Annotated in this window: 26 protein-coding genes and 1 tRNA gene; 10 read left to right on the forward strand and 17 right to left on the reverse strand. The window is 60.5% G+C overall.

The window, feature by feature from the left end:
• Window positions 1-194 precede the first annotated feature (194 nt).
• Window positions 195-590 carry a winged helix-turn-helix transcriptional regulator gene (locus ABK249_RS09985; protein ID WP_037157434.1) on the forward strand — a complete coding sequence of 132 codons (396 nt, stop codon included), beginning with the start codon at window positions 195-197 and terminating at the stop codon, window positions 588-590.
• Window positions 591-592: 2 nt separating this feature from the next.
• Here ABK249_RS09985 and ABK249_RS09990 read toward each other — a convergent pair whose 3' ends face one another.
• On the reverse strand, window positions 593-1,834 hold the full coding sequence (locus tag ABK249_RS09990) for an MFS transporter (RefSeq protein ID WP_348862778.1): 1,242 nt from the start codon (window positions 1,832-1,834) through the stop codon (window positions 593-595).
• A gap of 255 nt (window positions 1,835-2,089) precedes the next feature.
• Here ABK249_RS09990 and ABK249_RS09995 point away from each other — a divergent pair, with 255 nt between their 5' ends.
• A complete protein-coding gene (locus ABK249_RS09995; protein ID WP_037157428.1) occupies window positions 2,090-3,028 on the forward strand; it encodes a diacylglycerol/lipid kinase family protein in 939 nt (312 codons plus the stop codon).
• A 3-nt stretch (window positions 3,029-3,031) separates the two neighbouring features.
• Here ABK249_RS09995 and ABK249_RS10000 read toward each other — a convergent pair whose 3' ends face one another.
• The gene (locus ABK249_RS10000) at window positions 3,032-5,251 is read right to left on the reverse strand and encodes a mechanosensitive ion channel family protein (RefSeq protein ID WP_052183117.1); all 2,220 of its coding nucleotides are present in this window, start codon (window positions 5,249-5,251) and stop codon (window positions 3,032-3,034) included.
• Between the two features lie 233 nt (window positions 5,252-5,484).
• On the opposite strand from ABK249_RS10000, the gene ABK249_RS10005 reads away from it, so the two are divergent.
• Entirely contained in the window at window positions 5,485-6,003 is a 519-nt protein-coding gene (locus ABK249_RS10005; RefSeq protein WP_152601276.1) for a hypothetical protein, read from the forward strand.
• 4 nt (window positions 6,004-6,007) lie between these two features.
• Here the strand turns inward: ABK249_RS10005 and ABK249_RS10010 are convergent, their stop codons facing one another.
• Complete coding sequence (locus ABK249_RS10010; RefSeq protein WP_348862779.1) at window positions 6,008-7,342, reverse strand: glutamine synthetase family protein; 1,335 nt, start codon at window positions 7,340-7,342, stop codon at window positions 6,008-6,010.
• 83 nt (window positions 7,343-7,425) lie between these two features.
• Here ABK249_RS10010 and ABK249_RS10015 point away from each other — a divergent pair, with 83 nt between their 5' ends.
• Window positions 7,426-8,793, forward strand: a complete 1,368-nt coding sequence (locus ABK249_RS10015) for an aspartate aminotransferase family protein (protein ID WP_037157422.1) — start codon at window positions 7,426-7,428, stop codon at window positions 8,791-8,793.
• 3 nt (window positions 8,794-8,796) lie between these two features.
• Here ABK249_RS10015 and ABK249_RS10020 read toward each other — a convergent pair whose 3' ends face one another.
• The 3 genes from ABK249_RS10020 to ABK249_RS10030 are packed head-to-tail and all read right to left on the reverse strand — an operon-like array spanning window position 8,797 to window position 12,859.
• Window positions 8,797-10,320: an ArnT family glycosyltransferase gene (locus ABK249_RS10020; protein ID WP_348862780.1), complete on the reverse strand. Its 1,524-nt coding sequence runs from the start codon at window positions 10,318-10,320 to the stop codon at window positions 8,797-8,799.
• Window positions 10,321-11,865, reverse strand: a complete 1,545-nt coding sequence (locus ABK249_RS10025; RefSeq protein WP_348862781.1) for an ArnT family glycosyltransferase — start codon at window positions 11,863-11,865, stop codon at window positions 10,321-10,323.
• Window positions 11,840-12,859 (reverse strand): glycosyltransferase family 2 protein, encoded by a 1,020-nt coding sequence (locus ABK249_RS10030; RefSeq protein ID WP_037157419.1) that lies wholly within the window; start codon window positions 12,857-12,859, stop codon window positions 11,840-11,842. The genes ABK249_RS10025 and ABK249_RS10030 overlap by 26 nt, the downstream gene beginning before the upstream one ends.
• 87 nt (window positions 12,860-12,946) lie before the next feature.
• On the opposite strand from ABK249_RS10030, the gene ABK249_RS10035 reads away from it, so the two are divergent.
• Entirely contained in the window at window positions 12,947-13,909 is a 963-nt protein-coding gene (locus ABK249_RS10035; protein WP_348862782.1) for a lysylphosphatidylglycerol synthase transmembrane domain-containing protein, read from the forward strand.
• Here the strand turns inward: ABK249_RS10035 and vapC are convergent, their stop codons facing one another.
• The 8 genes from vapC to ABK249_RS10075 all read right to left on the reverse strand — a co-directional run bounded on the left by vapC (window position 13,910) and on the right by ABK249_RS10075 (window position 18,954).
• On the reverse strand, window positions 13,910-14,299 hold the full coding sequence (gene vapC / locus ABK249_RS10040; RefSeq protein ID WP_037157414.1) for a type II toxin-antitoxin system VapC family toxin: 390 nt from the start codon (window positions 14,297-14,299) through the stop codon (window positions 13,910-13,912).
• Complete coding sequence (locus ABK249_RS10045) at window positions 14,296-14,526, reverse strand: type II toxin-antitoxin system VapB family antitoxin (protein WP_037159635.1); 231 nt, start codon at window positions 14,524-14,526, stop codon at window positions 14,296-14,298. The genes vapC and ABK249_RS10045 overlap by 4 nt, the downstream gene beginning before the upstream one ends.
• A 59-nt stretch (window positions 14,527-14,585) precedes the next feature.
• Window positions 14,586-16,088 (reverse strand): AMP nucleosidase, encoded by a 1,503-nt coding sequence (gene amn / locus ABK249_RS10050; RefSeq protein WP_037157410.1) that lies wholly within the window; start codon window positions 16,086-16,088, stop codon window positions 14,586-14,588.
• A gap of 88 nt (window positions 16,089-16,176) precedes the next feature.
• Window positions 16,177-16,347 carry a hypothetical protein gene (locus tag ABK249_RS10055; protein WP_161784803.1) on the reverse strand — a complete coding sequence of 57 codons (171 nt, stop codon included), beginning with the start codon at window positions 16,345-16,347 and terminating at the stop codon, window positions 16,177-16,179.
• A 319-nt stretch (window positions 16,348-16,666) separates the two neighbouring features.
• Window positions 16,667-16,957, reverse strand: coding sequence for a hypothetical protein (locus ABK249_RS10060; RefSeq protein ID WP_037157408.1), 291 nt, complete (start codon window positions 16,955-16,957; stop codon window positions 16,667-16,669).
• Window positions 16,958-17,436: 479 nt separating this feature from the next.
• On the reverse strand, window positions 17,437-17,718 hold the full coding sequence (locus ABK249_RS10065) for a hypothetical protein (protein ID WP_037157406.1): 282 nt from the start codon (window positions 17,716-17,718) through the stop codon (window positions 17,437-17,439).
• 84 nt (window positions 17,719-17,802) lie between these two features.
• Window positions 17,803-18,069: a hypothetical protein gene (locus ABK249_RS10070; RefSeq protein WP_081953037.1), complete on the reverse strand. Its 267-nt coding sequence runs from the start codon at window positions 18,067-18,069 to the stop codon at window positions 17,803-17,805.
• Between the two features lie 549 nt (window positions 18,070-18,618).
• Window positions 18,619-18,954 carry a DUF2147 domain-containing protein gene (locus tag ABK249_RS10075; RefSeq protein ID WP_152601275.1) on the reverse strand — a complete coding sequence of 112 codons (336 nt, stop codon included), beginning with the start codon at window positions 18,952-18,954 and terminating at the stop codon, window positions 18,619-18,621.
• 502 nt (window positions 18,955-19,456) lie between these two features.
• On the opposite strand from ABK249_RS10075, the gene ABK249_RS10080 reads away from it, so the two are divergent.
• Window positions 19,457-19,723, forward strand: a complete 267-nt coding sequence (locus ABK249_RS10080) for an SEL1-like repeat protein (RefSeq protein WP_037157401.1) — start codon at window positions 19,457-19,459, stop codon at window positions 19,721-19,723.
• Window positions 19,724-19,884: 161 nt separating this feature from the next.
• On the opposite strand, the gene ABK249_RS10085 is transcribed toward ABK249_RS10080, so the two are convergent.
• From ABK249_RS10085 to ABK249_RS10095, 3 genes are all read right to left on the reverse strand, one after another.
• The gene (locus tag ABK249_RS10085) at window positions 19,885-20,994 is read right to left on the reverse strand and encodes a pyridoxal phosphate-dependent aminotransferase (protein WP_348862783.1); all 1,110 of its coding nucleotides are present in this window, start codon (window positions 20,992-20,994) and stop codon (window positions 19,885-19,887) included.
• A 48-nt stretch (window positions 20,995-21,042) separates the two neighbouring features.
• A complete protein-coding gene (locus ABK249_RS10090) occupies window positions 21,043-21,933 on the reverse strand; it encodes a LysR family transcriptional regulator (protein WP_348862784.1) in 891 nt (296 codons plus the stop codon).
• Window positions 21,934-22,264: 331 nt separating this feature from the next.
• Entirely contained in the window at window positions 22,265-22,618 is a 354-nt protein-coding gene (locus tag ABK249_RS10095; RefSeq protein ID WP_081953036.1) for a PilZ domain-containing protein, read from the reverse strand.
• Window positions 22,619-22,900: 282 nt separating this feature from the next.
• Between ABK249_RS10095 and ABK249_RS10100 the strand changes: the two genes are divergently transcribed.
• The 4 genes from ABK249_RS10100 to ABK249_RS10115 all read left to right on the forward strand — a co-directional run bounded on the left by ABK249_RS10100 (window position 22,901) and on the right by ABK249_RS10115 (window position 26,659).
• Window positions 22,901-24,118, forward strand: coding sequence for an NAD(P)/FAD-dependent oxidoreductase (locus tag ABK249_RS10100; protein ID WP_348862785.1), 1,218 nt, complete (start codon window positions 22,901-22,903; stop codon window positions 24,116-24,118).
• 16 nt (window positions 24,119-24,134) lie between these two features.
• A complete protein-coding gene (locus tag ABK249_RS10105; RefSeq protein WP_348862786.1) occupies window positions 24,135-24,935 on the forward strand; it encodes an HpcH/HpaI aldolase/citrate lyase family protein in 801 nt (266 codons plus the stop codon).
• Window positions 24,936-25,105: 170 nt separating this feature from the next.
• A tRNA-Ser gene (locus tag ABK249_RS10110) sits at window positions 25,106-25,196 on the forward strand.
• A 419-nt stretch (window positions 25,197-25,615) separates the two neighbouring features.
• Complete coding sequence (locus ABK249_RS10115) at window positions 25,616-26,659, forward strand: porin (protein WP_227702305.1); 1,044 nt, start codon at window positions 25,616-25,618, stop codon at window positions 26,657-26,659.
• Window positions 26,660-26,728 lie beyond the last annotated feature (69 nt).

Below are 26,728 nucleotides of genomic sequence, written 5' to 3' on the forward strand. Positions count from 1 at the left end.
GATCCAAAAGCAACCAGGTGTCGCGCGCAGCATCCAACTGCTCGTCCCCCCGCAAGACCTGCCAATTCTGGGCATAGAACAACCCGTCATAATCTCTGAGACGTCACACTAGATGGCGCGTAAGGTTCAGGAGCGCAAGAATGCACATTTTTGGTGTATAGTGCCAAAAAGTATACCGTGAAAGGATCGTCGCCATGTCGAAACCACGTGCCAAGCTGACCGACAATTTCCCCGGCTGCCCGGTGGAATCGACGCTGAGTTTCCTCGATGGCAAATGGAAGGGTGTGATCCTCTACCACCTCTTGGAAGACGGAACGCTGCGCTTCAACGAACTGCGTCGCCGCATTCCTTCGGTCACGCAGCGCATGCTCACCAAGCAGTTGCGTGAACTGGAAGAGGCAGGGCTTGTGGAACGCACCGTGTTTCCGGTCGTGCCGCCGCGCGTGGACTACAAGCTGACGCCGCTGGGTCTCAGCCTGGAGCCGGTCATCGCCGCGTTGCGTCTATGGGGCAAGGAGCACGTCATCTGCGAGAACGGCCGGAAATACATGGTGATGCCGGAGGCGAAAACGCCGTCGAAGGCAGCCTGAGATCAGGCCGTCCCGCTCTTCTTCTCCAGTGTGACCGACGCGAAGAAGACGCCGAGGCCGAGCAGCGACAGGAATGCACCGACATAACCCGTGGCGGCGAAACCCCAGCCCCAGGCGATGACGAGGCCGCCGAGCCAGGCGCCGAGCGCATTGGCGATGTTGAAGGCCGAATGGTTGGAGGCGGCGGCGAGCGTCTGCGCATCCGCCGCGACGTCCATCAGTCGCGTCTGCAGGGCAGGGCCGGCCGCAAATCCGCAGCCGATCAGGAAAACGCAGAGGCAGAGCACGACAGGGTACTGAGCCCAGAGTCCGAAGGTGCTCATGACGATGACGTTGAACACCATCACGCCGCCGATCGTGCCTTTCAGCGACACGTCTGCAAGCCGCGAGCCCAGAATGTTGCCGACGTTCATGCCGATGCCGAAAAGCACCAGCACGATCGATACCATGGCAACCGGCATCCGGGCGGTCACGGTGGTCGTCGAGGCGATATAGCTGAAGACCGAGAACATGCCGCCGAAGCCGACGGCAGCAATGCCGAGCGTCAGCCAGACCTGCGGGCGGCCGAAGGCGCCGAGTTCCCGCTTGAGGCTCGCGCCTTCCTGCACCTGGTCGCGCGGCTGGAAATACCAGAGCAGGGCGACTGTTACCGCCCCGATGCCGCCGACGAGGAAGAATGCGGTGCGCCAGTTGAGCATCTGGCCCATGAAGGTGGCGATCGGTGTGCCGACCAGCGTTGCGACCGTGAGTCCCAGCATCACGCGGCCCACGGCGCGGGCACGTTTGTGAAAGGGCACCATGGAGGCGGCGACGAGCGCGGCGACGCCGAAATAGGCGCCGTGCGGCAGGCCCGTGATGAAGCGCAGGGCCGTGAAGCTCCAGAAATCCGGCGCGATCGCGCTCAGGATATTGCCCACTGCGAACAGGCCCATCAGGCAGAGAAGCAGGGTTCGGCGGGGCATGCGCGCCGAAAGGGCAGCGATGATCGGCGCACCGACCACCACGCCGAGCGCATAGGCGCTGATGACGTAACCCGCCATGGGGATGCTGACATCGTAGGTGGCGGCCACGTCCGGCAACAGGCCCATGATCGCGAATTCGCCGGTGCCGATGCCGAAACCGCCGACCGCAAGCGCGATTTCGATCAGCGCGATCGCGAGCGGTGAAAGGGCAGGAGCGGCCTCAGAGGCGCGTGTTTCCGAACGGTCGCGTGCGGAAGCGAAAGAAGCGGCGGAGTCGGTCATGCAAATGAATCTGCTTGAAAAAAAGACGCGGGTGAGGTGTGGGAAACACCTACCCGCTCTGGAGGCGAGCGGTCATCGAAACGACCTGTGTTGAAAGTTAGCATGCTATTGTGCGTTGCGGTAGATCCTCCGCTCATATCACGGGATTGTGTGTGTGCGTCGCAGAGAGGCGGCGTGGTGTTGATAAACCTCTTGTCCGCAACCATTTCTTCGGTGATCCGTTGTTCCGCCGCCGATCCCGGCCCAGGATATGAGATGAATCTGTTTGCCGTCTTCAACCGCGATGGCGGTACCTTCCGAACCACCGATATGGACGCATACTGCGCCCATGCGCTCCGGACTTTTGAAGGAGCGGGACACGACATTGAATGCCATGTGGTCTCCGGCGACAGAGTTGTGGAGACTATGGAGAAGGCAGCGGCCACGCCGGGTATCGAGGGCCTGATCGCCGGCGGCGGCGACGGCACGATCTCCGCGGCGGCGGGCATTGCCTGGAGAAGCGGGATTGCGCTCGGGGTGGTGCCGGCGGGCACAATGAATCTCTTCGCCCGCTCGCTGAAACTGCCACTCGATATCTGGCAGGCGCTCGATGCCCTGGCCGCCGCGACGCCTGAAAATATCGATATTGCCAGCGCCAACGGAAGAAGTTTCGTGCATCAGTTCTCCGCCGGCATGCACGCGCGCATGGTGCGCTACCGCAATTCCATGACCTTTGGCTCCAGGCTGGGCAAGATGCGGGCGAGCGTGCGGGCGGCAGTCGGCGTGATGTTCAATCCGCCGGAGTTCGAAGTTGAGTTCAAGGCCGAGGGCAAGACTGGCCATCGCAAGGTTTCGGCCATCTCGGTGTCCAATAACGAATTTGGTCCCGATCCGCTGATGTATGCAGACAACCTCACCCGCGGCCATCTCGGCTTTTATATCGCCGACCCGCTGAAGCCCGCCGGTGTGGCGCGCCTCACCTTCGATATCCTGCGCGGCCGGTTCAAGGAGAACGTCGCCATCACCGCCATGACCGCGACCGAGGTGGAGTTGCATTTCCCGCGCGAGCGCCATGATATCCGCTGCGTCATCGACGGCGAGCTTCTGCCGATGGACCGCGACGTGCGCCTGAAAATCCATGCGGGCGAGCTGAAGGTGCTGGTCAATGAACCTCTGCCCCGCGGGGAGGTGGAGCAGCAAGGAAGCGGTATCTGAGGCTTATGCCGCCACGACCGGAGCCGGGGCAGGTTGCTGCGCGAGCGCGGCGGCGGCGGCTTCTGCCGGATTGGCTGCATTGGACCGGACCGTCACGGCATTCGAGGCAAATTCCAGGCCGGCCTCCTTGAAGGCGGCGATCAGCCGTTTCATGCCTTCTCTCTTGATGAGGCTCGGATTTCCGGGACGGGAGGTGAACTTGAAGCGGACGATCATGGACGTTTCGGTGATGTCCTGGACACCTTGCATCTTGAGCGGAACGAGGAATTCCGGCCCGAATTCCGGATCTTCGAGCATCGCCAGGCCCACCTTCTTCGCCACTTTCCGGATGGTCTCGGTGTTGGCTTCGCGATCGAAGCGCAGCTCGAACTTGATCGTGCCCCAGTCCCGGCTGTAATTGGTGACGGAGCTGATCTGTCCGAACGGGATTGTGTGGATAGGCCCGTTATGGTGCCGCAATCGGATGGATCGCACCGTGATCTGCTCCACGGTGCCCTTCAGCTTGCCCGTGTCTATGTATTCTCCGATACGGAAGGCGTCGTCTGCGATGAAGAAGATGCCTGATACGATATCCTTGACCAGCGCCTGCGAACCGAAGGACAGCGCCAGGCCGAGGACGCCAAAACCGGCCAGAAGCGGTGCGACATCGATTCCGAGCGAGCTGAGGATCAGGAGGGCGCCAACGGCAAGCACGGCACCGAGCGCCAGGTTGCGGACGACGGGCAGGGCCGTCGACAACCGGCTCGTCATCTTCTTCTCGCCATGATCGTCCTCCTGGCCCGGAAGCGCGATCTGCGTGGATGGGGAGATCGAATCGAAATATTTCCAGATCAGCGTGCAGACGGCCCAGCTTGCCACCACGGCAAAGCTGAAGCGCTCGAGCCAGACGATCCAGTCGGTGGCAAGGACGGCCGCCTCTCCCGCCATCAGCGGGCGCCACAACGCCGTGATCAAGTGCAGTCCGCCGATCCAGATTGCGCCGGAAACGACGACCCGGAGGCTTGCCAACAACGACGACAATAGTCCGGCGCCGTCGGCCTGCTCATGCTGACGGGTAAACTCGTCCATGATCGTATAGGCGCCCATCGCCAGGATCGGCAGGATCAGCAGGAGGACTTGCGTGGCCCCGGCCGCGAAACTCCAGCGGGCGCTGTCCGGCGTGCCCGCGACCATAAGGCCGGTGATCCATATCAGCACCGCCGTCAATGCGTAGAAGTCCGGCAGAAGATTGCCGACCAGGCGCCGGATGAAGCCCGGATTGGCGCCGATGAACGCATCGCGAATACCTTTCCGTCCGCCGATGAACCAGACGAGCTTCAATATCGCAAGCGCCGTATTGCCGATCAGGAGCCACCCTTCCATGGTGCCCGTGTTCAGCCCGAGCGAAACCGACAGGCGAATGGTCTCTGCGAAGACGGCGCCGATCAGCCCATAGGCGACGAGCATTCGGAAATGCCAGTTCGGTCCCTCGATATTGACGAGGGGATCGCTCGCCGCGGTGGGTTTGAAGAGGAAGCGGCCAAGCGTGACGTAGATGGTCGAAATCAGCACGGCCGTGACCGCGCCCCTCGCGATGCGCAGGGAAATCGAGCCGTGGTCAAGCATCGCAAGCAGGACAAATCTGGCTAATGCAAGGAAAACGGCGATGGAAAGAAGATCGGCGAGCGCCCGCAACGCCGCTCGCCGGAATTTTCCGGCAACGCTTAGCGATTCATGCCTGCGAGGCAGGATACTCGCGGCCAGGAAGCGCAACAGCATTACCGCGGCACTGCCGGCGGCAATAGCCAGCAAGGCGACGAACAGGGGCCATCCGTAATTGCTTCCCTCGGCAGCAAGGTTGCTCCGGGTCATGCCCAGCACCGTGGAAAAGCCGGAAAACCCCGAAACGGCGATCGTGAAACCCCGCACCACAGCGCTCGAAAGCGTGTCCCAGGAGGCCATGCCCATGTTCGTCGCGACCATTTCCGGCGAGGGTTCCATGGCCGGTCCGGCGGAACCGGCCTTCTGATCGTCTTCCGCATTCTCGACCTGCACGCTCACCGGACGGCCGGTCTGCGCGGCGATATCCAGGACACGCTTGATATCGGCCTCGTTCTGGCTCTGCTGAAGGATCAGCGTCAGCGGTTTCTCCTGCGCGAGGGAGCCGGATGCTCCGCACAACAGCATCGACACCGTGATCGTCACGATCCGGCAAACTCTCAAAAATGCACCTGCCTGCACCATGCGACGTCCCCTGATGCCGTCCGGGCAAAGCGCACCGGAAGGCTGACAACCCTATTTCGCCGGTCGCCGCAGAAAGATTGTGTAACCGGTTTCCCGTCAACCCCTGGGGACTATGTGCGACATAGAAATAATGACCAATATATCAGCAAGTTTGGGCTTGGAGAATGTGGATAACGCTGCCGTCTCCCGGAAGAAAACCGGATCCTCTGGGGTGGCCGCCGGCAAAGCTGTGCATGGCCGGGAACGGTGGCAAACGCCGCTCCGATGTCGGCCTCAAATTTGCGCGAATCGGCATCGGTAGTCGAAGGGATCAATCAAGGAGTAACTGCTTGTTTTTTTCGTCGTGCCGTAAAGCTCCGGCCAGAGCCGCTATTGCCGCCCTGCTCCTGTTCGGATTGCCTCCCGCTTCGTTCGCGGAGACGATGATAGACCCGGATGGGCCGTTCAGGATGGGCGAAGGCTATGCAGACCGGCCTGCGACCTGCGAGACCATAAAACACTGGATCGATCACGCGCCGCCGACCGACGACCGCATCACGCTGACGATCAGCGGCAGGCTCGTTGCGGTGGATTGGGACGGAACTTTGGCATACCTGGTGATGTGTGACGAGAAGGACGTTCAGGTCATGTGCGTCACCTACAGCAAGGAAGGGCGCAACATTGGTGATCCCGTCCTTTTCGCGGGCGGCTATGCACGATTTGGCGCGCGGCGGATCATGCTCGATCCTTGCCTGGCATCACCCGAGGACTGAGGATTCAAATCCGCGGCAGATAGGTCCGGTAGTCGAAGTCGCTGACGGTGCGCAGGAAGGTGATCGCTTCCTTGCGCTTGGTATCGCCGTAGAGCTTCTGGTAGCGCTCGCCAAAGATGTCCTTGATGAAGGGCGACGCAGAAAAATCCTCCACTGCGGTCAAGAAATCGTGCGTCAGCCTTTTTGTGCCTGCCGGCGGCTCCTTGCCGGGTTCGGTCGAAGGGCCGGGATCGAGCGTTTCGTCGAGCCCGATGAGCATGCCCCCGAGGATGGCCGTCAGAAGCAGGTAGGGATTGGCGTCGGCGCCGGCGACGCGATGCTCGATGCGGGCGGCCGGGCCATCCCTGTCGGGAATGCGGATCGCGGTTCCCCGATGCCCGAAACCCCAGTCGATATCGACCGGCGCGAACGAGCCCGGCTGGAAACGGCGGTAGGAATTGGCAAACGGCGCGAAGATCAGTTGCGCGTCGCGCATGGTGTTCAGCATCCCGGCCGAGACCGATTTCAGCCGCGCCGGATCGCCGCCCCTGGCATCCAGAACATTGTTGCCATCGCGATCGACGATGCTCGCATGCACATGCAGGCCGGAGCCCGCCTGATCCGCATAGGGTTTCGCCATGCAGGTGGACTTGAGCCCGTGCTTCATCGCCGCCTGCTCGGCGATGCGCTTCAGATAGATGCAGTCGTCGGCCGCCGCCAGCGCGTCTGCGCGATGCAGAAGATTGATCTCGAACTGGCCCGGACCGAATTCGGCAGTGGTCGCGTCCGCCGGCAGATCCTGTGCCTTCGCCCAAATCCTGACCGTCTGCAGGTAGTCGTCCAGCGCATCGACGGCGCTCATGTCGTAGAGCTGGAAACCGTTCGGCTCGCCGCGATACATCAGCTTCTCCGGTGGCCGGGGTTTTCCCGTCTCGCGCCAGTCGTCCTGCACCACGTAGAATTCGAGCTCGGTCGCCACCACCGGCGTGAGGCCGCGCTCTTCGTAGCGTTTCAGGAGAGAGGCGAGAATGCCGCGCGGGTCCATGAAGCTCGGCTCGCCGGTGAGCTCGTGCATGGTCGAAAGCACCTGCCTGGAGCCCTCCGGCGCCCATGGCATAGGCACCAGGCTGCGCTGATCAGGAATGCAGTTGCCGTCCGGGTCGCCGATCGTCAGCGACAGGCCGGTGATATCGTCATTATCGTCGCCCCAGATGTCGAGTGACTGGGTGGAGGTCGGCAGACGCACGGCGCCGTCCCAGATCTTCTTTTCCATGGTCGCAGGGATGCGTTTGCCGCGCAGATCGCCGTTCATGCCGACGAGGAGGATTTCGATATGGGGCGGGGCGGTCTCTGCAGCCATGGGAATATCTTTTGAAGGGTGTTGCGGAGCTTCGTTCGTAGCCGATAAGAATCGGAGGCACAATCTGAGGCAGAGAGATACCCATGAACGACAGGCCTGCACTTTCCAATCTCGCCACGATCGACGCCGCTCACCATCTGCATCCGTTTTCGGACATGAAGGAACTGAACGCCAGGGGCACGCGCATCATCGAGCGGGCCGAGGGCGTCTATATCTACGACTCGAACGGCAAGAAATATCTCGATGCCTTCGCCGGGCTGTGGTGTGTCAATGTCGGCTACGGCCGCAGATCGATCGCCGATGCTGCCTATCGGCAGATGCAGGAACTGCCTTATTACAACACGTTTTTCGGCACGACGACGCCGCCCGCGACCCTGCTCGCCCAGAAGATCGCCTCGCATGCGGGCGAGAAGCTGAAGCGCGTCTTCTTCACCAATTCCGGCTCTGAAGCGACCGATACATGGTTCCGCATGGCGCGGGTCTATTGGAAAGTCTTGGGAAAGCCGGAGAAGACTGAGGTCATTGCGAGAAAGAACGGCTATCACGGCTCGACGGTGGCGGGCGCTTCGCTCGGCGGCATGAAGCTGATGCACGAGCAGGGCAACCTGCCGATCGAGGGCATCCATCATATCGGCCAGCCCTATTGGTATGCGGAAGGCGGCGATCTGTCGCCTGCCGAATTCGGCCTGAAAGTCGCCCGTGAGCTGGAAGAAAAGATCGACGAGCTCGGCGAGGACCGCGTTGCTGCCTTCGTCGCCGAGCCGATCCAGGGAGCGGGTGGCGTCATCATTCCGCCCGAGACCTATTGGCCGGAAATCGCCCGTATCTGCAAGGCGCGCAATGTCCTGTTGGTCGTCGACGAAGTGATCTGCGGCTTTGGTCGTCTCGGCGCCTGGTTCGGACACCAATACTACGGGGTCGAGCCGGATCTCGCGCCGATCGCCAAAGGTCTCTCCTCCGGTTACCTGCCGATCGGCGGCGTGCTGGTGAGCGACCGGGTCGCCGATGTCATGGTCAATGAACTCGGCGATTTCTACCATGGCTTCACCTATTCCGGTCATCCGGTTTCGGCGGCTGCCGCGCTTGAGAACATCCGCATCATCGAGGAGGAGGGGCTGGTGGAGCGCGTGCGCGACGACATTGGCCCGTATTTCGCCGAGGCCTGGAAGAGCCTCGAAGATCATGACGTGGTGGGGCAGGCCGAAAGCGTCGGGCTGATCGGCGGCTTGCAGCTTGCGGCCGACAAGGCGGTAAGACGGCGGTATGCGAAACCCGACGATATCGGTGCGACGGTCCGCAATCATTGCGTCGAGAACGGCCTCATCATGCGCGCCACCGGCGACCGCATGCTTGCCTCGCCGGCGTTGACCATCAGCCGCTTGGAGATCGACGAGGTGGTCGAAAAGCTCCGTGCCGCGCTCGATCACCTGCGCGATACGGTGAGGGAATAGATCTTATCCGGGAATATCGACCACCGCGTACGCGAACCGGTATCGGTCGTCCGGTCGCCCGTTATTGTAGGGAAGGGCGGTGATCCTGGCTTGCGGCACCGTGCCGGCGAGGCCACGTTCCTGCAGATATTGCGCGAAGCCCGCGGGAAAGCCGGATGGCATGCTGCCGTCGGAATTGCGCCAGACGAACAGGATGCGCCGGTGGGGCGGCATCGGCAGCGAGCGGATATCGGTCGGGGTGGAGAGCGTCGTGACCGGCGTGGAGGGGAAATTGAACCGCATGTTTCCGGCAAACTGCCCGTCGGACGCGACGATCAGGGTCGGAGCGGTGTCCGTAAGCGGCCGGATTTCCTCCGAAAACGCCTGAAAGGGATAATTGGAATATTGATAGGTGCCGGTGATCGGAGCCACGGCAGCCCGGCCGAAGAGGATTGATGGGATGAGGGCCATGATGACCAAAACCACTCCCCATATCCGCCTGAGGCCCGGTTGCAGGCCGATCGCTGAAGCGTCGATCTTCACCACGAAATAAAGCGGTAGCACGATCAGAATCGGTGTGAGCCAGCGGTCCTTTACTCTTTCGACACCGGCAAACAGGATGAGCAGGACGATCAACGCGAGCGAGAAAAGCAGGATTCGGCCGACAAGCCGTGTGCTGTCGTTTCGAGCCCGGATCACCTCCCGCAGCCGCTCGCGATAGGCTGCTGCAAAGATGACCGTCGTCAGTGCGCCGAAACCGAGCGAGGCAAGCGCAAGCGAACCGAAGCCCTCTAACATCGCGACGACGGGATTGGTGTCGTCGCCGACAAGCTTGCGCATCGTGTGGCCGCTGGTCGCCTCGAAATGATCGACGAGCCACAACGCATGCGGCAAGACGATCAGCAATGCCACGGCGCCGGCAAGCAGGACCCGCCAGTCGAGAAGACGCGAACGCCATTGCCGATCGCTGAGGATCGCCGCGAAGGCCGCAATCGGCAATACGATGAAATTGTATTTGGCGATCCCGCCGATGCCCGTGGCGGCACCGAGCAGGATAAAGGAGGCGATCGAGGGCCGGTTCAGCGCCCGGAAGAAGCAGTAGAGAAACAGCGAGGCGGCGAAGATGGTTGCGACCGTGTGGCTGAGGTCGCGTTGTGCCTCGAACGCCACCTGCGGAATGGTGAGCAGGCCGAGGGCTGCGACGGCGGCAAGCTGCCTGTCGCGCAGGACCTGCCGCGCCGCCAGCCAATAGAACCCGTAGGAGGCAAACAGCAGGAGGTTCTTGAGCAGCGACAGCGTGACCAGCGAAAGCCCGAAAACCTGCACGACCGCATATTGCAGCCAGTTGTAGAGGGGCGGTTGGGAACTGTATCCCGCCAGCAGCCATTGAGAAAAATAGGACTGTTCGGCCTCGTCCAGTTCCAGAGAATGCGGCAGCGCCATCCGCACGATAAAGTTCAACAGGAAATAGCCGGCGAGCACGATCAGCAGGGCGCGGCTACCGGGAACTGCATCGTCTCTTACCGTCTCCGCATGGTCTGGTCCCACTTAGTTTCTCCGGAATGAAGTTGAATCAAGCGATGCTCCGCCCACCCAGGCATAGCCGAAAAGCACGCTGTCCCGGCCGTTGGAAAACAGATAGGGGACTGCCAGCGTTGCAGGTGAGAGATTTTCCGGCACGCCTCCCTGTCCGGCGATATAGGCCTTGAGATAGGTGGGAATTTCACCACTGCCCTGGACTGCGCGCCAGATGACAAGCCCCGGCAGAATTTTCTCGGCCTCGTCCAGAGGCGGCGTCTGTTCGAAACTCGGCAGCAATACGCGCGCATCCGGCAGTTCCAGCCGCGCGCTGGCGGCGAGGGAGGAATCATCGGCGATCACATAGGCAGGCTTCGTGCCGGGCTGTTCCGCCAGAACCTCCCGGATGAACGGACCCGACGGAAAATTCTCCTTGGTATATTGGCCGAAGCGTGGCCCTATCATGTTGCCGAGCGAGATATAGGCGATGAATCCCAGCGCCAGGGCCGCAACGGGAAGAAACATCCGCGGAATCGCGTCGGTCGTGTCCGCGCCGGCTGCATCGAGTTTCAGGCAAAGATAAAGCGGCAAGAGAAGCAGGAAGGGCGAGAGCCACTTTTCGCTGATCGTCGTCGCGCCGAGGCCAAGGCCGATGAGCCCCACTGAGATCAGCGAAAGGAAGATCGTCCGGCCGATGACGCGGGTCCATGGGCTTGTCGCCCGCCATGTCGAGAGCAGCGGGCGGCGGAAGGCGATGAGGAAAAAGGCCAGGATCGGCAGCGTGCCGCCCAGGACCGAGATGACCAGCGTTCCGAGGCCGGTGAGGCGATCAGTGACGGCATTCCCGGTGGCGTCGTCCCGCATGACCTTGATCGTACCTGCCGTCGCCTCGGTGAAATTGCCGAGCACCCAGAGCCCGTGCGGCAGACATATGAGGGCTGCAACGATAAGCGCCGGAATAAGACGCCAGTCGAAGACGCGCTTGCGCAAATCGGGTTCGGGTAAGGTCGCCAGGATCGCCGCGACGGGCACGATGACGAAATTATACTTGGCAATGAGGCCGATGCCGACCGCCGCGCCGGTGAGCAGATAGTTGCCGAGGCTCGGGCGTGTCAGGGTGCGAAGAAAGGCGTAAAGGAACAGCGCGACGGCAAAGAGCGTTGCTACGGCGTGGGTCAGGTCCCGCTGGGCGAGGATGCTGACCGCCGGCAGGGCGATCACCCCGAGCATCGCAATCGCCGTGAGCCGCTGGTCCTTCAGCACCAGCCGGGCCGCGAACCCGTAGAGAACGCAGCAGAAGAAGAGGAGCAGGTTCTTGACCAGCGAGATCGCAAAGATGGACGGACCGATAAGCTGGATGACGCCGTATTGCAGCCAGTTGTAGAGGGGAGGCTGTCGCCCGTAACCCATCAGGAAGAATTGCGACTGGTAGAGCTGTTCCGCTTCGTCGCTTTCAAGCGCCTCGGAACGCAGCACCCGAAAGCCGATCGCGAGCACGTAATAGGCCGCGATCAGCCAGAGGATAAGGTCGGGACGGCGGGCAAGCGCGTCACTGATGCGCTTGATCGCCCTCATAGACTTCCCTGATGATGTAGCTGACCGCCGTGTCTTCGCGGTAGTAGGTACGGGCGATCATCTCGGCGAGGATGCCGGTGGTGATCATCTGTACCGCCGATAGGAACAGCATCACGCCGATCATGAACAGCGGTCGCGTGCCGATATCATTGCCCATGATGAACTTGTCGATGAACAGATAGGCGAGGATGATGCCCGACAGCGCGCCTAGGCCGAGGCCGACCGAGCCGAAGAAATGTCCCGGCCGCGCCTTGAAGCGCATGAAGAACATCACCGAGAGCAGGTCGAGGATCACCCGGAACGTGCGGGAAATGCCATATTTCGAGGCGCCGTGCTGGCGCGCATGGTGGGTCACCGGCATTTCGCCAATCCGCGAACTCGGCACGACGCCAGCCACCCAAGCGGGGATGAACCGGTGCATTTCGCCCATCAGCTTGACCTGCTTGATGACGGAGCCGCGATAGATCTTCAGGCTGCAGCCGTAGTCGTGCAGGCGCACGCCGGTGATGCGGCCGATCAGCCGGTTTGCAATCCAGGAGGGGATTTTTCGCAGGAGAAGCCCGTCCTGGCGGTTCTTGCGCCAGCCGACGAGCAGGTCGAGTTCGCGCCGCTCCAGTTCGGCCACCATCCCCGGAATATCCTTGGGATCGTTCTGCAGGTCGCCGTCGAGCGTGGCGATCAGCCGGCCCTGTGCCTGGTTGATGCCCGCCTGCATGGCTGCCGTCTGGCCGAAATTGCGCTGCAGGGCCACGATCTTCAGGTCGAGGCCGGGGCGGTTCAATGCGCTCTTCGCATTGGCGATCGTCGCATCCGTGCTGCCGTCGTCGACGAGAATGAGCTCCCAGCTTGCGGGATAACTGGTCATTGCCGCTGCGATCCGCTCGATCAGCGGTCCGACGCTTTCCTCTTCGTTGAAGAGCGGCACGACGAGGGACAGTTCGATCGGTTCGGCCGCCTCGATGCGGCTTGTGACCGACTCTGCTGTTGTACGCACCTTGTGTTTCTCCTAGAACCTCGGGCTTGACGCGGCATGCTGTCAGGCTGCCGGAACCCGGAACTTTTACATGGGGCACCCTACTATATGAAGAATTATCCGGTTGCCAGTCGCCGAGCATGGATAATTCGCCACGCCATGACGCTAGGAACCGTTGCGATCATCGTTGTCTATGCCGCGTTCATCCAGTGGGTCTGGGGCTGGCAGGGCGTCGTGTCGCTCTGGAACGGCGCCGGCTGGACTTCCGCCCTCATCGCTCTGGCCTTGCTTTTATGCACCTATGTGCTGCGCACCTGGCGCATCTACGACTATTTCCCGAAGGAGACCGGCGGGCATTTCGGCACGCTTCTGAGGCTCGTGCAGGTCCATAACCTTTTAAATGTCATGCTGCCGTTCCGCACCGGCGAGGCAAGCTTTCCGCTATTGATGAAGCGGGAGTTCGGCCTGCCGCTGGCGCGCGGCACCTCGGCGCTCTTCGTCATGCGCCTTTTTGACCTGCATGCGCTCTTGGCCGCTGCGGGCACCGGGTTCGCGCTTGAGACCGGCAAGGCAGGGACCTGGGGGCTCTGGCTCTTGTTTCTGATCCTGCCGGCTGCGGCCTTTGCGATCCGCAAGCCGGTTTTCCGATTGGCCGCGAAATTTCTACCGAGCAGGGCAGAGAAACTGGTTGAAGAAGTGGAAGCCGGCCTGCCGTTCGATACCTGGGCTTTTGCCCGTGCCTGGGGCGCGACGCTGATCAACTGGTTTACGAAGATCGCTGTGCTGGCCTGGGTGCTGGGCCTTCTGGGTGATTTGCCCATCGCCGCCGGCTTCGGCGGTGCGCTCGGCGGCGAGCTTTCCTCCGTGCTGCCGGTGCATGCGCCGGCAGGCGTCGGCACCTATCCGGCCGGCATCACGGCCGGCGCGCTCGCCTTCGGCGCCGATGCCGGCAGGGAGGCTCTGGAAGAGCTCGGCCGGGCCGCGGTCAATACCCACCTTCTGGTGATCGTCTCCTCGCTCGTCGGCACGGCGCTGTCGCTGTTTGCGGCGAGACCCAAGAAAACTGGGTGATCAGGCGATCTGCAGACCTAGATGCTCTGCCATCGGCAGGAAGTCCTTGTCCGCATGCAAAAGGCTATGGCCATGCTCAATGCAGTAAGTGCCGATGATGAGGTCGGCCGTCTTGCTCAAGGTTTTCCCACGGGCTCTGAGCAGTCGGTAGTTTCTTGCCGCCTTCACGGCAAGATCCGGTGAAAATATTGTAATGACGCCAAATTTCTCCAGGCGTTTTCGAACATTGGCGGCATGTTGATCGTTTTGTGTACCTTGCAGCACTTCCATCAGGATAATGTCGCCCAGAAGGATCACGTTCATATCCGACAATGCGTCGAATTTTTCCGTCTGTGCTGTTGCAATGTTGCGGAGCCTGGCTATCCAAACCGAGCTATCGACAACGATCATTCTGCAGCATCTTTATGACCATCCGTGTCGGGACTCCAGCCCCGACGCATAGCGTCGAGATCGCCTTCCCATCCCATCCCGCGTAGTTCCTCCCACGCTTTCTTGCGGCTATGGTGGCTGACAAAGTCCTGCAACGCCTTTTCGACAACAGCTTTCTTCGTCGGCAAGCCGCTCAATTCCATAGCCTCTGCGATCAAGGCGTCATCGATTTCGATATTGGTGCGCATAGCCATCTCATGTGTATGAATTTCAAAAATCATACACCAAGGCGTCCTCGCTTACAACATCACTGAAACGCCGTTTCGTAGAAGCTTCTCAGCTTGCGTGAATGCAGCCTCTCGATCGGCATGGCGGCGAGCTTTTGTACCGCGCGTATGCCGATCTGCAGATGCTGGCTGACCTGGGTTCGGTAGAAGGCCGTCGCCATGCCGGGCAGTTTCAGTTCACCATGCAGCGGCCGGTCGGAGACGCATAGTAGCGTCCCATAAGGCACGCGGAAGCGGAAACCGTTCGCGGCGATCGTTGCCGATTCCATGTCGAGCGCGATGGCACGCGATTGTGAAAGCCGCTTCACCGGGCCGCGCTGGTCGCGCAGTTCCCAGTTGCGGTTGTCGATCGTTGCGACCGTGCCGGTCCGCATGATGCGCTTCAGCTCGAAACCCTTGTAGCCGGTCACTTCCTCGACCGCGCTTTCCAGCGCCTGCTGCACCTCGGCCAGCGCCGGGATCGGCACCCAGACCGGCAGGTCGTCGTCGAGCACGTGGTCTTCGCGTACGTATGCGTGTGCGAGCACGTAGTCGCCGAGCCGCTGACTGTTGCGCAAGCCGGCGCAATGGCCGACCATCAGCCAGGCATGCGGTCGAAGGACAGCGATATGGTCGGTGATCGTCTTGGCATTCGAGGGGCCGACACCGATATTGACGAGCGTGATCCCGGCATGCCCTTTCTTCTTCAGGTGATAGGCTGGCATCTGCGGCAGGCGTACGACTACGTCCGTTTCCGGCTTGTGGCTGCCGGCGGGCGTGATGATGTTGCCCGGTTCGACGAAGGCCGTGTAGCCCTCACCCCCGTCCGCCATCAGCTTGCGCGCCCAGGCGGCGAACTCGTCGATGTAGAACTGATAGTTCGTGAAGAGAACGAAGTTCTGGAAATGGTCGGCATTGGTTGCCGTGTAGTGGCTCAGCCGTGCGAGTGAATAGTCGATGCGTTGCGCTGTAAAGGGCGCAAGCGGCGCCGGTTCTCCCGGCAGAGCCTCGTATTCGCCATTGGCGATCAGGTCGTCGGTGTTGGTGAGGTCCGGCGTGTCGAAGATGTCGCGCAGCGAGATGTCGGCGAGCGAACTGGTTGCCGATGCCTCCACATGGGCGTTTTCGCCGAAGGCGAAATGCAGCGGGATAGGTGTCGCCGATTCCGAAACGATGACCGGAACGCTATGGTTGCGCATCAGGAGGTCCAGCTGTTCCTTGAGATAATGCCGGAAGAGCTTCGGACGCGTGATGGTGGTCGTGTAGATCCCGGGCGCGGCCACATGCCCATAAGAGAGGCGGGAGTCCGCGTGCCCGAAGGAGGTCGTCTCGATTCTGACCTGGGGATAGAAGGCGCGGTAGCGTCCGGTCACCGGCGCGCCCCTGGCGAGCGCATCGAATGCATCGATCAGGAAGCGCGTATTGCGCTCATAGAGCTCGGTGAGCGCATCGACCGCCGCGACGGCATTGTCGAAAACGCGCGGTTCGGCCGGGCTCGGGCTGATGAAGGAAAGGGGGGAGATGGAAAAGATTCGTGTGTTCATGCGCCATTATAGTGGGAACTCGTTGACAATCAAACGACGTCACGCGCTCGCCGATGGTTGATCGCATGATCTTCTTCGCGGTTTACCGTCAGAGCGCCTTGACGCAGTTCTGCGTTGCGGAGTGATAGCACGGGGCCGTCGTGCCCAGATGCACGCGCAGGTCCCTGCGCCCCGGCTCCGCGACAAGCGCGGCAAAGGACAATGCGAAAATCGTCATGATCAGCGTCACGATGGTCAAGCGGCGTGCAAGAACGAACATGGCCTACTCCCGATCCAATGCAGGCAGGATAATGGCGGGAGACTGAACGCGTCCTGAGAGACCGGTTCATCAGGAATTCAGCATCGTTAACGGACCGAAGGCGTGGCGCATGAAGGATTGCCACGCATGTCGTGCCAATCGGCGAGGAAGCGCACGACCCTTGTTGCGGACAGGAGGCCTGGAGGACGCATTGCTGTCGGCGGGAGCGGCAGGACCGCGACCCATAATGATAAAGCCGGTCTCAAACCGGCTTTATCATTATGGGAACTCCGCGCAAAGGCTGCGACCTGCGCGGAGCTCGGTATCTTGAATCAAATGCTTAGTCCTGCGGACGGATAACGCCGTTGTAAAAATCGCCGCTATCCTGGGAATTATCTATGTCCGTATCCGCACCTTCGTTGCTTACCCAGGGGCGGACGGGCTGAATGCTGCCGGTAGGCATTCTGTCAACGGAGGTATCGTCAAGGTTCGGGGCGTCGCCCTGGGGCGGAGCCGTCATCATATAATCCTGGCTATAGTCTTGGCCATAGTCCTGGGCACCGGCAGGACCGACGAAAGCTGCTGAAGCGACGAGGGCAGCTACAATACCGGAGGTCAGATAGGTCTTCATTTCCTGTCCTTTCCATGGTCCCATCATATTGCGAAGCGATATCGGCATCGCCTCGTACGAAGGTACAAATCGATGGAGAGGGAGATCGTTCCAACAAACCGACACGGAAAGGCTGCAGATTTCCGGTGCGATGACCCGGAAAACGTGAGTATTTTCCACGGAAAACCGCCCGGAAATCACGGTTTGCGGATTTATTCGTGATTGATTCGCTGGAGGGCTTCACCTAATCTTGAAGTCGACAACCGGTTTCAGAGTCCGGCTGTCACTTTACCGGAAGACGATTGCGACCCGTTTTCCGATCGGTGTCTTGAATGAACTGCAAATGCCAGCCGCTCTGTGGCTGGCATTTGCGTATGTATGACAGGCCAAACCGCCATCCGGGGCAGGGGCAGGGGGAACGTCCCCGGATGGCGGCGGCACAGGGGCCTTCGCAGAAGTCAGGTTTCACTCACGTTTCAAACCCTGACTGTCGGAAGGCCTTATTCCGGGCGAACGATGCCCGGATAGTAGTCGCCCCTCTCAGGAGGGGCCTGGAGGTCGCCGGTGCTCTGGCGGGAATCGATGCCGGTCGAATAGGTTCGGCTATTCGTAATGCTGCCGGTGCTGAAGCGGTCGACCCGGGAAGGAGCGGTTGAAGGAGCGGCCCTGGTGCCATTACGGTCAAGGCCCTCATAATAGTCCCCCTCGCCGGCGAGAGCGACGCTTGCAAAGGAAGCCGATGCGATGAGAACGGCTGCGAACGCAGAAGCGATCTTCGTCATTGTCTTATCCTTTCAGAGTTGTCCGCCGGCGTTGAGTTTGCGACCTTGCCGGCGGCATTGTTCGATGTCTTGAATGAACTGCAGTCAGTTCGGGCGGTTGATGCCCTCGTAATAGTCGCCCCGATCCGGGCTTGCCTCTGCCAACACCCAGCCGCCCTGCTGGTCGACGCCATAGGCGCGGGAGATCGAACCGGGATAACCGTAACCGTCGGACTGTATCTGGTGGGCCGACTGGACCGTTTGATCGGGCCAAACGCCTTCATGGTAGTCGCCATTGCCAGCAAAAGCAGCACCGGCAAACGAAGCCGAAGCGATCAGAGTAGCTGCAATGGTGGAAGCAATGATCTTCATTGTCATGTCCTTTCAGCGTCATAAAATTCAAATGAGAGTTTTGTTGTTTGCACCCATGATATCGGACCGATCGGTTCGATCTGAAAGCCCCCCATTTTGGCGACTGCTGTCAATGAAACATTGACGATAAAAATCCGATTCTTCTTATACGCGTTAAAAGTGCTAAGTGCGCTAATTTTTGCACAGACGCCCTGCATAAACCGATTAGGTTACATTCTGGAAAGGTAATATTGTCTGGAAAAACAAAATGATAAAAAGGATGGTAAGGAATTGCGCCTTAGGCGTGTAGACCTTAGCGAAATATGGCTTTTTTATGTCTTTTGTACGGCGGTATCATTGCGCCGGTGCTATTCAAGGTTTTCACAAAACTGTGATGTTCCGGATTGGTGGAGTTCGTGGACTTTCAACCGATGCCGTTTTTGCGGCCACGGTGCCCTTTACCGATGCACCGGCAAAAAAATCGGGCAAAGTCTGGAGTTCTGGAACGGGGAATGGCCGCGCCGGCAGTGGTGCGGCCATTCCAATTCCTCTCAGGGAGTGGCGGAGGTGTTAGAGACGTGTCCAGGTCTGCGACTTGCAGAGGATCTTCAGAACGCAGCCCTTCATCTTCAGAGAATTGCCGCTGACCGACCCCGACCCGCTATAAGTCTTGTCCTCGGCCGGATCCGTGATCTCGCCGGAATATTCGCCATCTTTTCCGGCAAGCCGGCCGATCTGCTTGCCGGCATGCTTGCCGGTCTTCAGCATTACGCAATAGACGCTTCCGCATTTGCCGATCGCAGCGGTTTCGCCGCTGGCGGTTTTCCAGTTGCCCTCAATCGGCTCCGCAGCCTGGCCGGCGGTGGCGGCAAGTGCGAATGCGGCAGCAAGCATCAGTTTCTGCATGATAATGGCTTCTCCTCCTTGATCCCGGCAGGCCCATCGAGTCCTGCGGTGCAATTTCCCTTCGAAGCTCTCGCTCCTCCGCGCAGGCTTCTTCGAAAATTTATCTTACGCACACGTAAAGGTAAAGTCCGTCTCGCTGAAGCATTTCAACGTGCCTGAGGTGCGGATTTTTCGAAGTGTGAAGACATGAAGACCGAAATCGTGGTTACGCATCCGTTTAAATCGATTTCTAAAATTTTCGTAAAATTCGTCGCGAAATCGCGAAAATGCAAGGCATCTGATGTTTAACAAAAACCCAAGTTTACCAAGTGTTTGGACTTTGTTTTCCTCAAATTAATCATGCTTTTTAGGCGTCTTTTGGAAGGTTGGGCGCATAGTGGGCTCATCAAGACGAGCGGGTCAACCGCCGGCCTGACGGATCAAAAAACAGCCGCTTCAAGACGGTGGATCCGGACGGAAAACAGGGCAGATGAACGACAGGCTTTAGACAGGGATCAAACCGATGGCACGCTTTGAAATCAACAATTCCGAAATGGCCACCATGGGTGGCGAAACCCGCGCCGATACGTTCTGCGAAATGGGTCTGATGTATGCGACTGGCCGTGGTTGCGAGATAGACCTCGTTTCCGCTCACAAATGGCTCAACATCGCCGCGATCAAGGGGTCCGACCGCGCCGCCGAGCTGCGGGCCGACCTCGCCCAGACCATGACCAAGATGCAACTCGCCGCAGCTCTTCGCGCCGCCCGCGAATGGATGACGATGCACTGAGCTGCTCCCGGCGTGTCAGTGAATCCGCCGGCCCCGCAAGAGGTCGGACACAGAATAAATCCAGGAGGGGACGGGACTCGGGGACCGTATGGGACCTTGGCCCGACAATTTAAGACCGCGATCGGCAGGAACAAGGCCGACGCGGTCGCTTTCTTGAGGGCTCAAAATCCTTTCAGGACCTTCGGCAGCGCCTCTTCCAGGAGAGCCATATCCGATTCCGGTCCGACGCTCACGCGGATGCAGCGGTTGAGTGGCGCGACACCCGGCATGCGGATGAACACGCCGTGCTCCATCAGCCCATCGACGATCGAGCGCGCATAGGCGCCGTCACGGCCGCAATCGATCGCAACGAAATTCGTCGCCGAAGGGAGCGGTTTCAGTCCGTTGGCCGCGGCGATCCCGGCGATCCGGTCCCGCGAGGCCTTGATCCGGCCGATCACGTCGGAAAGATAGGCCTGGTCCTTGAGGGCGGCGAGCGCTGCTGCGACGCCAATGCGATTCATGCCAAAATGATTGCGGATCTTGTCGAACGCCTGCGCGGTGCCGGGCGTCGTGATCGCATAGCCCACCCGGGAGCCGGCCATGCCGTAGGCCTTCGAGAAGGTGCGCGTGCGGATGACATTCGGACGGCCGATGAGGGCGGAGATCGCCGGCATCGCGTTGGCCGGACCTGTCTCGCAATAGGCCTCGTCGAGGATCATCAGACAGGTTTCCGGCAGCGCTTCGGCAAAGGCGACGATGCTGTCGGCATCCCACCAGCTTCCCATCGGATTGTCGGGATTGGCGAAATAGATGAGCGGCGCGTTCTCGCGGTGCACGGCTTCCAGCAGTCCGTCGAGGTTCTCGCGATCGTCGACATAAGGGACCGTCACCAGCCGCCCGCCGTGACCGGCGACATGGAAGTTGAACGTCGGATAGGCGCCGAAGGAGGTGACGACCGGCAGGCCGGGATCGATCACCAGGCGGACGATCAGGCCCAGCAGGCTGTCGATGCCTTCACCGACAGCGATGTTCTCGGCCTTGCAGCCGAGATGGGCCGCGAGCGCCTGCTTGAGGTCGAAATTCTCCGGATCGGCATATTTCCAGGTCTCGCCGGCGGCCCCGCACATCGCTTCGATGGCCGACGGTGCGGGACCGAAACCGTTTTCGTTGGCGCCGATACGCGCCTTGACGATCAGTCCCCGGTTGCGTTCGATGGCCTCGGGCCCGACGAAGGGGACGGTCGCGGGAAGGGCACTGATCAGCGGTGTGAAGCGCGAGAATGCAGGCATGGATTGTGTTCCGGCTTTCTAAAATCGGCACACAATAAGAGTGATTCATCAATGCGCAAGCCCGCTTGAGCCTGTTTGGGCTCTCTCACCCGCAAATCTTTTCCGCTCTCGCCCGAACAGGTGGCCGAGCTTTTCGATCACGTGTCGCACCTCCGGCCGGTGCCGGTCGTCGTCATTGGCGACGATCCATATCGTATAGGTGAGTTCCGGAATGATCCCGCCTTCGCGCACGAGGCCGGAAAGCGCATCGCCCACGAAACAGGGCAGCACGCCTCGGCCGTTGCCGCTTGCTATCAGGTGCGCAAGAAGTTCCGGCGAGTTGGTCCAGGTGCGGATCCTGGCTTCCTGATGCTGAAAGACCCATTTGTCGGCCGGTGCATGGGAGCTTTCTGTGCCGAGCGAGACCCATGGCAGATCGTCCTCTTCGGCGAGAGCACTTGCTTTGTAGACCGCATGGGTAACGCTGACGGAGCGGCGGATTGCGATATTGCCGGATTCGGGTCTTCGCCCGACCAGCCCGACATCCGCCTCGCGATAGGTGAAGTCCATGCCCTTGTGCAGCGATTTGCAGCAGAGCCGGAAGCGATCGTCCTGCCCTCGGATGTCTGCGGTGTGTTCGGCGATGAAGCCGGATAGCCAGGCATCGGCGCCGATCGAGACGATCGGCATGGCAAAGGCCTGTCCCTTCCAGTCGGCGATGCCGTCGGCCGCCCTCTGCATGGCGCGCGCATGCTCCAGCAGGATCTCGCCGTCCGGCGCCAGCCGGTATCCCTGCGGGCTGCGCACGAAGAGCGTCCGGCCGGTCGTGCGTTCGAGCGCCAGCATGCGCCGCCCGATCGTCGGCGCACTCAGGCCTGTCCGGCTCGCCGCGCCGCTCAACCCTCCTTCCGTCGCCACGTGGAGGAAGAGTTTCAGATCGTCCCAGCCTGCATCGGTCATTGAGTTATCCTATGGATTCGCCAGTGTTCTTCCCATCGTTCATGGATGAAAAGCGGCTTTCGCCGACGCGTCTACAAGACCGGCGTGTAGGCCATTAGCTCGGTGGCATCACATATAGATGGAGATACCGCCATGCTTCTCAACTGGGTCAAGCTCTGGGGTCGGCTGAAGAAGGAAAATGACAGGCGCGGACGGCATCCGCTTGCCGACCCCCTGGAAGGCGCCGAATGGCGCGGACTGTTATGGATCGTGCCGTTGCTTGGGCGTCTGGCAGGCAGTCAACCGAAACGACGGGCTGCAAAGACCCGCCGGATGCTGCGCTGTGAACCGCTCAGTGGCTGGTCTCGAAACTCAGCCGGATGACGTGATGGAGGAATTCCTGGTCGATCAACATGTTGAAGCCGACCGAAACCTTTTCCTCCTCCCGTCGGATGACCGTGCAGCCGATATCGTCATGAATGCCGAGGATTTCGAGGAAGAAATTGTTCGGCACCGGCAGATGCGGGCTGATCTCCAGTTCGGCGCCATAGAGCGAAATGGTGCGGATCAGGCAACGAAAGCTGGTCTTGGTGCTCAGATGACGGCCGACGAAGATGATCTTGCCGGGCCTGTCGATCGGGAACTTCTCGAAAGCCTTCTCGCGTGAGCCTTTCAGCCTCGTATCCTGGTCCATGACATAGGGCATGAAACCCTCCTTCTTCACTCCTGCTGTGACTATATTCCTCTTCCGCTGATATATTCTGAAACGGATCGGTAAAATTGTATGGATACCGGCAGATGGCGCCCAAAAGTCGGGCATTTGAACACAAGGAAGGCGTTTTTTCCTTCCGTATGGAGCAGTCCATAATTCAAAGCACATAATCACGGATGTCGCGTTGTTGACGGGCACGCGTCGCGGCGATACCCCTTGCGATCGGATTTTCGATGTTATCTCAACAGGAACCATGATCGACGTGGGGAGTGAGACGTGACGGGCAGGTTGGTGATTGTCGGCGCCGGGCAGGCGGGGTTTGCGCTCGCTGCGAAGCTCCGGGCCTTGAAGGACGAGCGGCCGATGACGATGATCGGTTCGGAAGAAGTGATCCCCTACCAGCGCCCGCCGCTCTCCAAGAAGTATCTGCTCGGTGAGATGGAATTCGACCGGCTGACCTTCCGGCCCGAGAACTGGTATCCGGATAACGGGGTTGAGCTTCTGCTGTCGACCTATGTCGAGGAGATCGATCGCAAGGCAAAGCGCGTGCGCACGCAGGACGGCGCCGTGCTCGAATACGAGACGCTGGCGCTTGCCACCGGCTCGACGCCCCGCACGCTGCCGGCAAGCGTCGGCGGCGATCTTGCCGGCGTCTTCACCATGCGTGACAAGCGGGATGCCGATCTGTTGATGGGCGAGATGCGGCCCGGCCGGCGACTCCTTATAATAGGCGGCGGTTATATCGGTCTGGAGGCGGCCTCGGTCGCCCGCCATCTCGGCCTCGAAGTGACGCTGATCGAAATGGCCGACCGCATCCTGGCTCGTGTCGCGGCTAAGGAAACCGCCGATGCGATGCGCGCCATCCATCAGGCTCACGGCGTCGTCATCCGCGAAAAGACTGGCCTGCATCGCCTGACAGGCGAAAATGGCAGGGTTTGCGCCGCTGAACTTTCCGACGGCAGCACGATCGACGTCGATTTCGTCATCGTCGGTATTGGCGTCACCCCGAACGACCTGCTGGCGCAGGACTGCGGCCTGGAGGTCGGCAACGGCATCGTCGTCGACGAGTTCGCCCGTACGTCCGATCCCTCGATCTTCGCGATCGGCGATTGCGCCATGCTGCCTTGGAAGGGCAAGCGGATCCGTCTCGAATCGGTGCAGAATGCCGTTGATCAGGCGGAAGCCGCCGCGGCGATCATGGCCGGCGGCAATGCGCCCTACGATGCGAAACCCTGGTTCTGGTCGGACCAGTATGACGTGAAGCTGCAGATCGCCGGTTTCAACATGGGCTATGACGAGACGTTTGCGCGGCCCGGTGCCCGCGAGGGAAGCCTGTCCGTCTGGTATTTCCGCGAGGGAAAGTTCATAGCTGTCGACGCGATCAACGATGCGAAGGCCTATGTGACGGGCAAGAAGATGCTCGAGGCCGGCATCGAACCGAACCGGGCTGTCCTGGCCGATCCGGCCGCAGACCTGAAGCAGCTTCTCGTTTGAAGGGAATGTGAACGCCATGCCGGCTCCCAAGAATCATTTCAAGGCAGCGCTGAGGGCCGGTCGGCAGCAGATCGGCCTCTGGCTCAACATGGGGGAGGCGCTGTCGGCCGAGATCGCCGGCACGGCCGGCTTCGACTGGCTGGTGATCGATGGCGAGCACGGACCGAACGACCTGCGCAGCATCATGGCGCAGCTCCAGGCGCTTTCCGCCTCGCCGTCGGAAGTGGTCGTGCGCCCGCCGATGAGCGAGACCTGGTTCATCAAGCAGCTGCTCGATATCGGCGCCCGAACGCTTCTGGTGCCGATGGTCGATTCGGCAAGAGAGGCGGAAGAGCTGGTCCGCGCCGTGCGCTATCCGCCGAGGGGCGTCCGCGGCGTGGGCGCTGCCGTGGCGCGTGCCTCCAGCTTCAACGCCATTCCCGACTATGCCGAGACGGCGGCCGATGAGATCTGCCTGATCGTCCAGGCGGAAACCATGGCTGCGATTCGCGATCTGGAAAACATTGCGGCCGTCGATGGCGTCGACGGCGTTTTCATCGGCCCCGCTGACCTGTCCGCCGACATGGGCTATCTCGGCCGCATGGAAGCGCCGGAAGTGCAGGAAGTGATCGACAAGGCGATTGTGACGATCGTGAAGGCCGGCAAGGCGGCCGGTATCCTCACCTTCAGCGAATCACTGAACCGTCACTATCTCGATCTCGGCGCGTCTTTCGTGGCGGTCGGCGCCGATGTAACGGAATTTTCCGGCGCACTGAAGGCGCTTGCGGCACGTTACGGCCGCGCCACGGGAAAACCGGCGCCGCGCTCCGGCTATTGAGAATCCCGTCCGGCAGCGACGGGCCCGGGAACCCCGGCAGCCCGGGTGGAGGCCAACGAGAGTGCTGCCCGACGAGGCGCGAATTCCCATTTTGATTCGCCTAAAAACTTTGCTGCCGCTGTCACAAAAGCCTTGCATTCACGGGGGCTCTAACATAGGTAGACCGCGACGGAGAGGTGGCCGAGTGGTCGAAGGCGCTCCCCTGCTAAGGGAGTATACGTCAAAAGCGTATCGTGGGTTCGAATCCCATCTTCTCCGCCATTTTCCGGCTAAATGGCCTTCTTTATCCTGTATACAACCTCCCGCCTTGATTGAAGTGTTACCATGTGGACACGGCCGGATACGTACGACCGATCGCGCCTCCGAGCGATTCTTCCGATGCCTGAGCCATCGCCGCTAAGTGACTGTCAGATAAGCTCTTTCTTAACAAAGTGTAAAATAATGCCCGGCGCCACCGGCAGCTTTGTGTCCTTTCGGCAACAGACTGTCGGGAAGCGGGTTTCGAAAAGGTCTCAGGTTCAAGTTCCGGATTGCATGCCCTCTGCCGTCTTGTATTTTCACATCCGGAAGCGAGGCGGTGGATCGTCCTTCTTCTGGCAATCGACGGGGATGGGGCAGGGAACGCTGTCCTTCAGCAAAAAGAACCCAAACCCACACGAAACTTTGACTGGAGGTCAAATATGAACATCAAGAGCCTTCTTCTCGGCTCCGCTGCTGCCCTCGCAGCAGTCTCCGGCGCTCAGGCTGCTGACGCCATCGTAGCTGCAGAACCGGAGCCGATGGAATACGTTCGCGTTTGCGACGCATTCGGCACGGGCTACTTCTACATCCCGGGCACCGAAACCTGCCTCAAGATCAGCGGTTACGTCCGTTTCACGGTCGACTTCGGTGATGAGGTCAACAGCTACAACGCTGGTGACTGGGATGCCTGGACCCGTGGTCGCGTTGAATTCCAGACGAAGAGCGACACCGAACTCGGTACGCTGACCGGCTTGATCGCGATCCATGGTGAAGCTTCGCGTGACGATTCCGGCAGCTCGGACTTCGATAACTTCTACTTTGACGAAGTCTACTTCTCGCTCGGTGGCCTGAAGGTTGGTAGCTACTACAACTGGTGGGATAAGGGCATCAACGGCGAAACCGACTCGCTCGGCTTCAATACCCGCAAGACGGCAGTTTCCTACAGCTACACGGGTGAAGCTTTCAGTGCCGGTATCCAGCTCGATGAAATCTCCCGCGCTATCGGTGTAGAGGGTGATGGTCAGGGTCTCGGTGTCGAAGGTATCGTTTCCGCGAAGTTCGGCGCGGCATCGATCGATCTCCTCGGTTCCTATGATATCGAAGCCGAAGAAGGCGCTGTTCGCCTCCTCGCTTCCGCTGCTGTCGGTCCGGGCACGCTTCAGGGTGCTGCGATCTGGTCGTCGGGCGAAGGTAAGGGCGACTCTGTACAGGATTACTGGAACGCTTCCGAATGGGCTCTCGCCGCTTCCTACGCGTTCAAGGCCACTGACAAGCTGACCATCACCCCCGGCTTCCAATACTGGATCAACAGCTCTGCTGGCGCTGGCAACTTCGAAGGTGACGACTACTGGCGTGCTGGTGTAGCGGTTGGCTACAACATCACGACCGGTCTGAGCACCCTGGTCTCCGTCCAGTACACGGATGAGCATGACCTCGTAGATGACGCTTGGAGCGGCTTCGTCCGCCTGCAGCGTACTTTCTAATCTGATTGGATTATCCTGATCGGTGAACTCCCCCGGCCTCGGCCGGGGGAGTTTTTTGTTGTGCTGATG

It is taken from the genome of Neorhizobium phenanthreniclasticum (assembly GCF_040066075.1).
Taxonomy (GTDB): domain Bacteria; phylum Pseudomonadota; class Alphaproteobacteria; order Rhizobiales; family Rhizobiaceae; genus Neorhizobium; species Neorhizobium petrolearium.

Bases quoted from the DNA above. Each gene is read 5' to 3' on its own strand.
- ABK249_RS09995 (WP_037157428.1), top strand. From the start codon at position 2,090: ATGAATCTGTTTGCCGTCTTCAACCGCGATGGCGGTACCTTCCGAACC.
- ABK249_RS10005 (WP_152601276.1), top strand. From the start codon at position 5,485: ATGGCCGGGAACGGTGGCAAACGCCGCTCCGATGTCGGCCTCAAATTT.
- ABK249_RS10085 (WP_348862783.1), bottom strand. From the start codon at position 20,994: ATGCCTGCATTCTCGCGCTTCACACCGCTGATCAGTGCCCTTCCCGCG.
- ABK249_RS10035 (WP_348862782.1), top strand. From the start codon at position 12,947: ATGAAGAATTATCCGGTTGCCAGTCGCCGAGCATGGATAATTCGCCAC.
- ABK249_RS10095 (WP_081953036.1), bottom strand. From the start codon at position 22,618: ATGCCCTATGTCATGGACCAGGATACGAGGCTGAAAGGCTCACGCGAG.
- ABK249_RS10115 (WP_227702305.1), top strand. From the start codon at position 25,616: ATGAACATCAAGAGCCTTCTTCTCGGCTCCGCTGCTGCCCTCGCAGCA.
- ABK249_RS09985 (WP_037157434.1), top strand. From the start codon at position 195: ATGTCGAAACCACGTGCCAAGCTGACCGACAATTTCCCCGGCTGCCCG.
- ABK249_RS10055 (WP_161784803.1), bottom strand. From the start codon at position 16,347: ATGTTCGTTCTTGCACGCCGCTTGACCATCGTGACGCTGATCATGACG.
- ABK249_RS10080 (WP_037157401.1), top strand. From the start codon at position 19,457: ATGGCACGCTTTGAAATCAACAATTCCGAAATGGCCACCATGGGTGGC.
- ABK249_RS10070 (WP_081953037.1), bottom strand. From the start codon at position 18,069: ATGAAGATCATTGCTTCCACCATTGCAGCTACTCTGATCGCTTCGGCT.
- ABK249_RS09990 (WP_348862778.1), bottom strand. From the start codon at position 1,834: ATGACCGACTCCGCCGCTTCTTTCGCTTCCGCACGCGACCGTTCGGAA.
- ABK249_RS10025 (WP_348862781.1), bottom strand. From the start codon at position 11,865: ATGAGGGCGATCAAGCGCATCAGTGACGCGCTTGCCCGCCGTCCCGAC.
- ABK249_RS10060 (WP_037157408.1), bottom strand. From the start codon at position 16,957: ATGAAGACCTATCTGACCTCCGGTATTGTAGCTGCCCTCGTCGCTTCA.
- vapC (WP_037157414.1), bottom strand. From the start codon at position 14,299: ATGATCGTTGTCGATAGCTCGGTTTGGATAGCCAGGCTCCGCAACATT.
- ABK249_RS10065 (WP_037157406.1), bottom strand. From the start codon at position 17,718: ATGACGAAGATCGCTTCTGCGTTCGCAGCCGTTCTCATCGCATCGGCT.
- ABK249_RS10010 (WP_348862779.1), bottom strand. From the start codon at position 7,342: ATGGCTGCAGAGACCGCCCCGCCCCATATCGAAATCCTCCTCGTCGGC.
- ABK249_RS10015 (WP_037157422.1), top strand. From the start codon at position 7,426: ATGAACGACAGGCCTGCACTTTCCAATCTCGCCACGATCGACGCCGCT.
- ABK249_RS10075 (WP_152601275.1), bottom strand. From the start codon at position 18,954: ATGCAGAAACTGATGCTTGCTGCCGCATTCGCACTTGCCGCCACCGCC.
- amn (WP_037157410.1), bottom strand. From the start codon at position 16,088: ATGAACACACGAATCTTTTCCATCTCCCCCCTTTCCTTCATCAGCCCG.
- ABK249_RS10105 (WP_348862786.1), top strand. From the start codon at position 24,135: ATGCCGGCTCCCAAGAATCATTTCAAGGCAGCGCTGAGGGCCGGTCGG.
- ABK249_RS10045 (WP_037159635.1), bottom strand. From the start codon at position 14,526: ATGCGCACCAATATCGAAATCGATGACGCCTTGATCGCAGAGGCTATG.
- ABK249_RS10000 (WP_052183117.1), bottom strand. From the start codon at position 5,251: ATGGTGCAGGCAGGTGCATTTTTGAGAGTTTGCCGGATCGTGACGATC.
- ABK249_RS10090 (WP_348862784.1), bottom strand. From the start codon at position 21,933: ATGACCGATGCAGGCTGGGACGATCTGAAACTCTTCCTCCACGTGGCG.